We start from the raw sequence: 10,494 nt of genomic DNA on the forward strand, positions 1-10,494 counted from the left end.
ACCGCGCGGCGCCAGCACCACCCGCGCGCCGGCAACGCGGGCCAGCGCCGGTGTCTCATCGTGACTGCCGCCATCGGCCACAATCACCTCGACCGCGGGATCAAGCCGGCGCACGGCATGTACGCACGTTGTGATGTGATCGGCTTCGTTGAGTACAGGAATGATGACGCTGAAGGTTGGCATGAGGTTCTGCTCCTTGGACGCTATCTAGAGGCCTAGTAGGAATAGCCGCGAAGAAACACAAAAGGCACAAAATCATGTTGCGTCGTTTGTGGGTGTTCGCAACTATGTTTCTCCTCTGGGTGCGAGGAACGGGGTTGAGCGCCGAGGGCGCAGGGGATCGTTCTCCTTACCAACCCTTCGCGCCTCTCTGCGTCCTTTGCGCCTTTGCGTTTTCCCCCTCTGCGCCGTTGCGGCGCCGGACAGCCGTCCGGCTCTACTGCGCCGTTGCGTTTCGTCCCTCACCCCTCGGCCCCTTCTCCCACCTCACAGCGGGAGAGGGAGAGTGCAGTACCGGACTTTGAGGCATCGCACAACGATCAACCGTTGTACTCGACAAATGTTCTGTCCGCCCTTGAACCCCAACGGCGGGAAGGCGGCCAAACCGCCGCCAACCGTGCCCCATCACCGCCGGCGCAACAAAAAGATATATTCGTGTTTGAAGACGTAAAAACCGCCGGCCAAGGCCCGGTAGCGCCAGAGTTCGGCGCTGCCGCGCTTGCCGAGGGTGCCGGTAAAGTTTTTGACGATAATGCTCTTGAGGCTAAACCCGCAGGCCCGGATCGCCTCCATCGCTTGGAAGCCGAGCGGGTGCCATTCGCCTTGGCGGTAGGTATCACCGATCACCAATGCCAAATAGCGGCCCCGGTCGAGCACCGCCGCCACCCGTTCGGCAACCAGTGTCAGGCGGGCCAGAAATTCGGCAATGCTCGGCGCATTCGACAGATCGCGCGGATCGTCGCTAAAGCGGATGATGTCGTGGTAAGGTGGGTGAAGCAACACCAACTGCACACTGGCAGCGCCGTAGCGGGCCAACAGCGCCGGAAAATCTACGACGAGACTATCTCCCTGTTCGATGGCAGCAATGGTAGGATAGGCCGGCAGCTCTTCAGCAAGAAGATCGTGAACGCGCTCGACCATCGGCGCTTGCAGCTCGACGCCGATCGCATGGCGACCGAGGCGGCGGGCCTCGATCAGGGTCGTGCCCGATCCAGCAAACGGATCGAGTACCCACTCGCCGGGGCGCGTGTAGCGACGGATGAACTGGCGGGGGATTTGGGGCACGAAATTGCCCCAGTAATCGGCCCGATGCACCCCCGAATTGTCGCGCCGCTCGATCAACCAGAGGCTATCAGTCAAAATATCGTCATACTCCTTCCAGCGGTGCAGATCGATATCACTGGCCGGCGCAAACCGTTGCGCCTCGAGCGCGCGGCGCAAACGGGCCACATAATAGCGGGCGCGTTCGAGCGTGCGGGCCGCCACGATCTGATCAAGTTCGCCGTGCAACACCTCTGGCGTGAAGCGAACCGCGTACTCACCGGCATGGTGCAACGGATCAGCCAGATCGGCCAAGCGCCGGCGCAGTTCGGCAACCCCACAACGCAGCTCGACAAGGGCCGGCGCGGCGAGCAAGGCATCGAGCGCCGCTGCCAGCGCCTCACGGTTGAGCTGCCACTGGGGCGACTCGGCATCTGGCGGCAACTGGGCCGAAGGCGAACGTCCGGTCATCGGAAGCATTCCTGCTGGAAACAGTCGTTGTTATGGTTAGTGTAGCATAAGATGGGGCGAATGTCATTGCCATTGGTATGCTATAATGAAGAAGGGAAAGCTGAAACATGCAAGGATGGGCGTGTGACAGCCAGTGATGTCTTGTTTACGATTGCCCAAGAGGTGCAACGCTGCACCGCTTGTAACCTTCATCGCGGGCGCACGCGCGCCGTGCCCGGCGAGGGGCCGGCCAACGCGCGGGTGATGTTGATCGGCGAAGGCCCCGGCTACCACGAAGACCGGCAGGGACGGCCCTTTGTCGGTCCATCCGGCCAATTCTTGACCGACCTGCTGGCGCTGGCCGGGTTGCGTCGCGATGAAGTCTATATCGCGAATGTGGTTAAGTGCCGGCCACCGCAAAACCGCGATCCGGAGCCGGACGAAATTGAGACTTGTACCAAACTGTTTTTGATGCGTCAGATTGCGGCCATTGATCCGGCAGTGATTGTGACGTTGGGCCGCTTTTCGATGGGCCTGTTTCTGCCCGGCGAGCGGATTTCGCGCATCCACGGCCAACCCCGTTATGTCAACGGTCGATTGATTGTGCCGATGATCCACCCCGCCGCCGCCTTGCACCAGCCCCAAAACCGGCCGTTGCTGGAAGAAGACTTTCGTCGCCTGCCTGCCATCTTAGCCGATGCTGAACGCCAACGCAGCGCGGCTGCCCCAGCAACGCCGCCAGCCGATGAGCCGCCCGAGCAGCTCCGTCTCTTCTGACCATTGGCCGCCCATTGCCGGTGGTGTGACCAAATCAATGTCACGATCCTATCGCCTCTCGCCGGCTGGCCGGCGCAACAATTTATTGATGATAGCGGTTACAATGCTCCTCTGGGTCTTTGCCCTATGGAGCTTTGCCAGCACGCTGCGCCTTAGCCTGCATCCAGCAGCGTTCTGGTCTGATCTGCAACGCGTGTTCGCGCAACCACCCGCGATCGAACGAGCGGCGCCGGCACTGTTGTTGTTCGTGCTGATTGTTGCCACCCCACTGCTGATCTGGAATCTGATCGCGGAATGGGATGCTGCTTTTACGCTCGCTGACGAAGGTCTCACCTACGAAGCCATAGGTGTGCGGTTGTGGTGCCCGTGGGAAGATGTGCTTGCCCTCCGGCCATCACCCGCAGTTGCCGATGAAGCCATCGTCATCGCTTGCCGGCGCGATCCGGCAGAAACGATTGCCAACCCGCTCTTGCGCTGGCTCCACCGGCAGGCCCATGGCCGGCAACGGTTGGTCATCGGCCCAGATATCGAGCACCGTGACGAATTGGTCGCACAGATCGAACAGGCAATGGCCCGCACGCAAGGGTGGCCTGACGTGTTAGCAGTTGGTCATGCGCCGTCAGCATGATACGGCGCATGTGAGCGAGGTCTGAACAGGGTTGTGCCAAACCCTGTCATTATACCGTTCGTGTGGGCGCAACCGCAGATGCGCCCATTAGCAAACATTGAATATTGCGCATCAGAAAGGAGCAAGGGTCGCTGGTACACCGGCCCTAACAGAAACCTATGGCCAAACAACGTCTCCGTGTGATTCCACTCGGTGGCGCCGGGGAGGTCGGCCGGAACATGTGGGTGGTTGAGTATGGCGACGATATCGTTATTCTCGACTGCGGCGTCATGTTTCCCGATGCCGATATGCTCGGCGTTGATCTCGTCTTGCCTGACATTACCTATTTGCGCGAGAAGACGGATCATATTAGAGCAATTCTCATTACTCACGGTCACGAAGACCATATTGGCGCCGTGCCGCATTTGATCGCCGAGCTCGGCTTTCCGCCGGTGTACGGCACGAAGCTCACGCTTGGCTTGCTCAGCAACCGGCTCAAAGAGCACCGGCTGCAAGATAAGGTGACGACGGTTCAGATTACCGAGCGCGAGCCGTTTCAATTGGGTAGCTTCACGGTGGAAGCGTTTCACATCGCCCACTCGATCCCTGATACCGTCGGTTTCGCGATTACGACTCCCGCCGGTCTGTTGGTCTACCTGACCGACTGGAAGCTGGATCATACCCCAGTTGATGGCCGCCCGACCGATCTTGAGAAGATTGCCGAGCTGGGCAACCGCAAGCCGCTGGTGCTGGTGACTGACTGCGTGCGGGTTGAGTCAAAGGGCTATACGCCCAGCGAAGCCACCGTCGGCGAGGCGTTCGACAATATCTTTGCCACCGCTCCCGGCCGGATCATCGTTGCTACCTTTGCCTCGAACATCAGCCGCGTGCAGCAGGTGATCGATTCGGCGGAAGCCTACGGGCGCAAGGTGATGCTGGCCGGTCGCAGTATGGAGACCAATGCGCGGATTGCGTTCGATCTCGGGTATTTGCGCGCCGATGAGGGCACCATCATTCGCCCCCACGAGATGTCGGCTTACCCCGATGACCAGATCGCGATCGTCTGCACCGGCAGCCAAGGTGAGCCAATGGCCGCACTGAACCGGATGGCCAACCGCGACTACCCGCACGTCAAGATCAAACCCGGCGATACGGTGGTGCTCTCGGCCACCCCCATCCCCGGCAACGAGGTCAGCGTCAATAAGGTGATTAACAATCTGTTTAAACTCGGGGCCGATGTGATCTACGGCGCCGAAGCTCGTGTCCACGTGTCGGGCCACGCTGCGCAAGAGGAACTAAAGCTGGTGTTGGCACTGCTGCGCCCTAGCTTTATTGTGCCGTTCCACGGTGATTACCGGCATTTGATGCTCTATCGCAAACTGGCGACCAATATTGGGGCGGTGCCCGACAGTGAGCGGGTGCTGTTGGCCGAAGGCGGCTCGATTATGGAGTTCTCTCCCGGCTATGGCAAGATCACCGGCAAAGCGCCGGTCGGCTACATTTACGTCGATGGCACAACGGTCGGCGATGTCGGCAATGTGGTGGTGCGTGACCGCCAACTGCTGGCCAAAGACGGCATGTTGATTGTGGTGGTGAGCATCGACAGCGCCACTGGCGAATTGGTCGCCGGGCCGGATGTGGTCTCGCGCGGTTTTGTCTATATGCGCCAGAGCCAAGATTTGATCGAGGCGACCAAAGAGACGGTGCGCGCCGCGTTGACAAGCAAGAACGGCGCCGGTGCGGTTGATGCAGCGTATATCAATCGCAAGATTCGCGATGTGGTGAGCGAATTCCTCTACCGCGAGACGCGCCGGCGGCCGATGGTGTTGCCGATGGTGATGGAGGTGTAGGTGTACGGGCACAGCGGCGCGCTGTGCCCGTACAGGGGCACAGCGCTGCTGTGCCCCTACTGTGCCCCTACACGCGCCGTTTACCGATCGATCCGTGGCAAAACGATCCCCGTCTGGCCTTGATATTTCCCCTTTTTGTCAGCGTACGATACCTCGCACGGCTCGTCGCTCTCGAGAAACAGCACTTGCCCAATTCCCTCATTGGCGTAGATGCGCGCCGGGAGCGGCGTGGTGTTGCTGATCTCGATCGTCACATGCCCCTCCCACTCTGGTTCGAGCGGGGTGACGTTGATAATGATCCCGCAGCGGGCATACGATGATTTGCCGATCACGATGCAACTGACCGTGCGCGGGATGCGAAAATATTCCAACGATTGGGCCAGCGCAAACGAGTTGGGTGGAATATCGACATACTCGGCGCGAATGTCAACAAACGAGCGCGGATCGAAGTTCTTGGGATCGACCAGCGCGTTGTAGACGTTGGTAAAAACCTTGAAGTGGTCAGTGACCCGTATGTCGTAGCCATACGAGGTCAAGCCATACGAGATGACGCCCCGCCGTACCTGATGATCGACGAATGGATCGATCATGCCGTGTTCGAGCGCCATGCGCCGAATCCAGCGATCGGATTTGACCGGCATGGTGGTATTCCTCCTGTGGTTGGGTGGTGCGCCATCGAGATGGGCAACCGTTTGTCGCTTCGTTATGATTGAACGCGCAAAGAGCCGCCTTCACAAGGGGTCTCGCTGCGCCTTCCCCAGTCACGTTTCCAGCATCGCCTGATAGACCGCAACGTGGCGACGGGCAATCGCGGCCTGCGTAAACTCGGCCAGCACGCGCGCCCTGCCGCGCCGGGCAAGATCGACGCGCAGTTCAGGCTGGTCGATCAAGCGGCTGAGCGCCGCTCGCAATGCGGCCACATCGCCTTCCGGGAAAACCAGACCGGCTTCACCGATCACCTGCGGAATCTCGCCGCAGGTCGAGCCGATCACCGGCACACCGCAGCTCATCGCCTCGATCAGTACCCGCCCAAACTGCTCTTTCCAATTGGGTTGGGTACGCGACGGCAAGACGAGCACATCCAGCTCGCGCATTGCTGCCGGCACTGCCGTGCTGCTCACCGCCGGCAAGACATCGACCCGCGCGCTGAAACCCAGTTCTGCCGCCAGTTGCAACAGGCGCGGACGCTCGATTCCATCGCCAATCAGCCGCAGCCGCGCATGGGCCGGCAAGCCGGCCAGCGCCGCCACCAGATCGGCCACCCCCTTTTCCGGCACCAGCCGGCCTACGTAGCCGATAACGAAGGCGTCGCGTTGGCGTGGCCCATCCGCCGGCGCAAACAGCTCAGGATCGACGCCAAACTGGGGAATGACGCTGATCGGGCCGCGGTAGCCGTGACGGCGGATGATTGCCGCCGCTTCCTGATTGCCGGCGATGGCATGCGCGGCGTGGCGCAGGTTGTAGCGCTCGAACCAACTGAACGGCGGCGGGTAACGGCGATCGATGTTGGCCCAGTTGTAGAAGCAGCAGCGCGCGCCTACCGCCAGCCCTTCCCGCATAGCCAGAAAGGTGGCGAGATTGAAGCTCTCTTCGTCAATGTGGAACGCCTGCGGGCGCAAGCGCCGGATGAGCGGGCGCAGTCCGCGGTAGAAGTGAATGTGGTGATGGCCATTCCAAACCATCGGCAGGGTCAAGAGGGTATACCCGGCGGTAAAGCGCCGTTCGAGCGGGATCATCCCCACTCGCGGCTCGCGCCATCCCGGCGGTGCGATCACGGTCAACTCTACCCCTAGCCGCGCGATCTCCTCCAGCTTACGCTGGTAGGCACCGGCGATCACGGCCTTAGAGAGCATCACGACGCGCATAGGGCGGCTGGTTCTAGTCTACGCTTCATCGAACGGGCGCAAAAACCGCTGCACTTCCAGCCGGTAGCCATCCGGATCGCGGGCAAAGAAGTGGTAAATGCGGTAGCGCGGATTCTCACGCGGCGGGCCGTCGGTAGCGACGCCGGCAGCGACCAGCCGCTGGTGGACCGCATCGACATCAGCGGTCACAACGGTTAAAATCAGGCGATCGTCGGCGATGGGTGGCGCAGCTTGCTGGCACAAGCCGAGGTAGCCGCCGCGCGCCACCCGGTAGATATGAATGCCACCTTGATCGAGCACGAGCGGCAAGCCGAGCGCAGCCCCATAACAAGCCGCGCTCGCTTGCAGATCGGCGACCGGCACAAAGGTGATCGCGGCGGCGTAGGGTTGCTCATCCATACCGCTGGGCAAACTCCCGCATAAAGCTCGCTAGCGTCGCTGCCGACTCAGACGAGACCGCGTTGTAGAGGGAAGCGCGGATGCCGCCGACCGAGCGGTGCCCGGCCAACCCAACCATCCCGGCGGCCTGCGCTTCGCTCAAGAACCGCTTTTCGAGCTCGGCAGAGGGCAAGCGGAAGGTGACATTCATCAGCGAACGCGCCTCCGGCGCTGCGTGACCGGCATAAAAGCCATTGCTCGCGTCAATCGCCTCGTACACCATCGCCGCCTTGCGCGCGTTGCGCTCGGCCATCGCCGTAAGACCACCCTGCTCCTTGATCCACTCCAGCACCAGATTAACCATATACACCGCAAATACCGGCGGCGTGTTGTAGAGCGAGTTGTTCTTGGCGAAGGTGGCGTAGCGCATAATCACCGGCAAATCCTTGCGCCCGCGCTCGATCAGGTCTTGCCGGATGACCACCACCGTCACGCCGGCGGGGCCGAGATTCTTCTGCGCGCCGGCGTAGATCAAGGCAAAGCGCTCAGCCGGGAAGGGGCGCGCGAGGAAGTCGCTGCTCATATCGGCCACCAGCGGGGCCGGGCCGAAATTGGGCAATTCCGCCGGCCACTGCACTCCCTGAATCGTCTCGTTGGTCGTGATGTGCAGGTACGCCGCTTGCGGGTCAGGCGTTAATGCTTCTGCGTCGGGCAAGCGGCGGTAGCCATCGGCGGCGGTGCTCGCCAGCAGGCGGGCATTGCCGAGCCGCTGCGCCTCTTCATAAGCCTTTTCGCCCCACGAGCCGGTGACGATATACTCGGCCACGCCACCGGCGGGCAACAAGTTGAGCGGGATCAGCGCAAACTGCATCGATGCGCCGCCCTGCATAAAGAGCACGCGGTAATCGTCACCTAACCCCAACAGCGCCTTGAGATGAGCCTCAGCAGCAGCGTTGATCGCCTCGTACTCCTTGCTGCGATGGCTCATTTCCAAAATCGACATCCCCGTGCCGTGGTAATCGGCCAGTTCCGCTTGCGCGCGCGCAATCACCGCAGGCGGCAATGCCGCCGGGCCGGGATTGAAGTTATGGATCATCGGTTGCCCCCTTTACCCTTGCGAACAGGCTTGTCGTGGATCATAGTATACTCGAAATGGTAATGGGTCTTGGTACGTTTGCGCTGCCGCTTGGTTAACCGCAGAAGACGCGGAAGAAAGCCTCTCTCCCCCAGCGGGGGAGGGTTGGGGTGGAGGCAACCAATGCCCTCTCTGGGGGAGGAGGAAGACGTGCTCCCCCAGCGGGGCGAAAGATGTGGTTTACCGCAGAGAACGCAGAGGTCGCGGGGTATGTAGCCTTTCACCGGAAGCACTGAGACTCCCTCCCCCAGCAGGGGAGGGCTGGCGTGGGGGCAACCGATGCGCCAACGGGAGAGGGCCGGGTTCCGGATCAAACGTTCTGTCCGCCCTTGACCCCAGCGGGGGAGGGTTGGGGAGTAAGGAGTCACCGCACAAATCAACAACCATCTGAACTTTTTCGTGCCTTTTGTGTCACTTCGTGGCTATTCATCCCCCTCTTCCAATATAGGGATGGGTACTAGTATCAGCATGGCTATCGCATATCGTGGCTAGTAAGGAAAACGCTATGCACATTCTCGTCATTGGCGGCGGGGTGGCCGGCTTGGTCTGCGCCCGCACCCTGCATCGCGCCGGGTATCAAGTGACGCTGATCGAAGCAAGCGATGGACTAGGGGGACGAGTGCGTTCAGATCGAGTGAACGGATTCGTGCTCGATCGCGGCTTTCAGGTGCTCTTTACCGCGTATCCGGCGGCGCAGCGCCAACTCAACATGGCAGCGCTTGACCTGCGCGCCTTCGATCCCGGCGCGATCGTGGCGTGGCGCGGGCGGCGCGAGGTGTTGACCGACCCGCTGCGCGATCGTGATCCAGCCTCGCTGATTGGCGCCGCCCTAACCGGCATCGCCTCGCCGGCTGACAAACTGCGCACACTCCAACTCGCGATTCGCATGCGCCAACAAACCATCGACGACATCCTTGCCGGCCCCGACCGCACCACGCTTGCCGAACTCAAGGCGCTCGGTTTTAGCGACCAGATGATCGACCGCTTTTTCCGCCCCTTCTTTGGCGGCATCTTCCTCAACCGTTCGCTACAAACCAGCGCCAAGTGCTTCCGCTTCAACTTCAAAATGATGAGCGATGGCCAGACGGTGACGCCAAATTGCGGCATGGGCGCGATCGCCGAGCAGCTCAGCGCCGAGCTGGTGGCCGCCGGCAAGGCGCGGCTCAACACTCGCGCCACGGCCTTGATCAGCAATGACGGCAAGGTGCGTGGCGTGCAGTTGGCCGATGGTAGTGAACTGTTCGCCGATGCCGTGGTGTTGGCGACGCCGGCTCCCGAAACGGCCCGCCTGAGCGGGTTGCCGGTACCGGAAGGCAGCCTCGGTTCATCGTGCGTCTGGCTCGCCGTCCGCCATCCGCTCTACCGCGGCAAAAAGCTGCTGCTCAACGCCGACGAGAACGCCTTTGTCAACACGCTAGCCCCAATGAGCGCGGTCGCGCCGGGGTATGCACCCGCCGGCTGGCATCTGTACGCTGCGGCCATTCTTGGCGTACCCGACCTCGACGACAGTACCATCGTCGCCCGCACCATGGTCGATTTGCACCGCATCTTCGTCAACGAAACAGCAGCGACGACTGCGCTGGCCAATGCCCGCATCTTGCGAGTCGATCGCATCCCCTTCGCCCAATTCCCGCAACCGCCTGGCCTCCATCCCAACCTGCCCGACAACCGCACTGGCCGGCTCGGTCTGTATCTGGCCGGTGAATTGACCGAAGCCAGCAGCATTAACGCGGCTATGCTGAGCGGCGAACGCTGCGCTGAGGCGATTCAGGCCGATCTTCCCCGGTGACGAATCGGCCTGAACCATCTATAATGCATCTAACCGTAGATATGGTCGGCAAGGTCGCTGGGAAGGAGCGAGGGACATGATCAACTTCGGGGGTAAGAAGAACGAGGGGGATTCGAACGAGGGCATCAGCCAAGCGATGCGCTCGATGAGCGATCAGATTGGGCGGCAAGCGCAAGAGATCAAGCGGCTGCAAGAGGAACTCGAGTCGGCGCAACAAGATGCCGCTGCCGCCGAAAAGGCGCGCAAGGCGTTAGCCGCCGCCGAGGCGCGTATGGCACAGATGGAGGCTGAGCTGAAGCAGTTGAAAGAGCAATTGGCTGCGGCCACCACTGCCGGCGCTGCGGCGGCCGGCGGCAAAAGCGCGGGCGCTCCGGCAGAGAGCG

10 protein-coding genes and 1 pseudogene are annotated in these 10,494 nt (G+C 61.5%); 5 read left to right on the plus strand and 6 right to left on the minus strand.

The window, feature by feature from the left end; all coding sequences use genetic code 11:
- A partial coding sequence (locus tag U9R81_RS05350) for a glycosyltransferase (RefSeq protein WP_322494486.1) occupies positions 1–183 on the minus strand: 183 nt, incomplete at its 3' end.
- A gap of 441 nt (positions 184–624) precedes the next feature.
- On the minus strand, positions 625–1,731 hold the full coding sequence (locus U9R81_RS05355; protein ID WP_322494487.1) for a TRM11 family SAM-dependent methyltransferase: 1,107 nt from the start codon (positions 1,729–1,731) through the stop codon (positions 625–627).
- A gap of 123 nt (positions 1,732–1,854) precedes the next feature.
- On the opposite strand from U9R81_RS05355, the gene U9R81_RS05360 reads away from it, so the two are divergent.
- From U9R81_RS05360 to U9R81_RS05370, 3 genes are all read left to right on the plus strand, one after another.
- Positions 1,855–2,487 carry a uracil-DNA glycosylase gene (locus U9R81_RS05360; RefSeq protein ID WP_322494488.1) on the plus strand — a complete coding sequence of 211 codons (633 nt, stop codon included), beginning with the start codon at positions 1,855–1,857 and terminating at the stop codon, positions 2,485–2,487.
- A gap of 37 nt (positions 2,488–2,524) precedes the next feature.
- Positions 2,525–3,115, plus strand: coding sequence for a hypothetical protein (locus U9R81_RS05365; RefSeq protein WP_322494489.1), 591 nt, complete (start codon positions 2,525–2,527; stop codon positions 3,113–3,115).
- A gap of 158 nt (positions 3,116–3,273) precedes the next feature.
- Positions 3,274–4,944, plus strand: a complete 1,671-nt coding sequence (locus tag U9R81_RS05370; protein WP_322494490.1) for a ribonuclease J — start codon at positions 3,274–3,276, stop codon at positions 4,942–4,944.
- A gap of 80 nt (positions 4,945–5,024) precedes the next feature.
- Here U9R81_RS05370 and dcd read toward each other — a convergent pair whose 3' ends face one another.
- The 4 genes from dcd to serC form a co-directional block, all read right to left on the minus strand.
- On the minus strand, positions 5,025–5,585 hold the full coding sequence (dcd, locus tag U9R81_RS05375) for a dCTP deaminase (protein ID WP_322494491.1): 561 nt from the start codon (positions 5,583–5,585) through the stop codon (positions 5,025–5,027).
- Positions 5,586–5,705: 120 nt separating this feature from the next.
- Entirely contained in the window at positions 5,706–6,809 is a 1,104-nt protein-coding gene (locus U9R81_RS05380; protein ID WP_322494492.1) for a glycosyltransferase family 4 protein, read from the minus strand.
- 18 nt (positions 6,810–6,827) lie between these two features.
- Positions 6,828–7,208, minus strand: a complete 381-nt coding sequence (locus tag U9R81_RS05385) for a VOC family protein (RefSeq protein WP_322494493.1) — start codon at positions 7,206–7,208, stop codon at positions 6,828–6,830.
- Entirely contained in the window at positions 7,201–8,283 is a 1,083-nt protein-coding gene (serC, locus tag U9R81_RS05390; protein WP_322494494.1) for a 3-phosphoserine/phosphohydroxythreonine transaminase, read from the minus strand. The genes U9R81_RS05385 and serC overlap by 8 nt, the downstream gene beginning before the upstream one ends.
- A gap of 544 nt (positions 8,284–8,827) precedes the next feature.
- Here serC and U9R81_RS05395 point away from each other — a divergent pair.
- Both U9R81_RS05395 and U9R81_RS05400 read left to right on the plus strand, forming a co-directional pair.
- Positions 8,828–10,111 (plus strand): NAD(P)/FAD-dependent oxidoreductase, encoded by a 1,284-nt coding sequence (locus tag U9R81_RS05395; protein ID WP_322494495.1) that lies wholly within the window; start codon positions 8,828–8,830, stop codon positions 10,109–10,111.
- 76 nt (positions 10,112–10,187) lie between these two features.
- Positions 10,188–10,494 (plus strand): annotated as a pseudogene (locus tag U9R81_RS05400) (SH3 domain-containing protein); the annotation flags it as partial.

It is taken from the genome of Chloroflexus sp. (assembly GCF_034435895.1).
Classification (GTDB): domain Bacteria; phylum Chloroflexota; class Chloroflexia; order Chloroflexales; family Chloroflexaceae; genus Chloroflexus.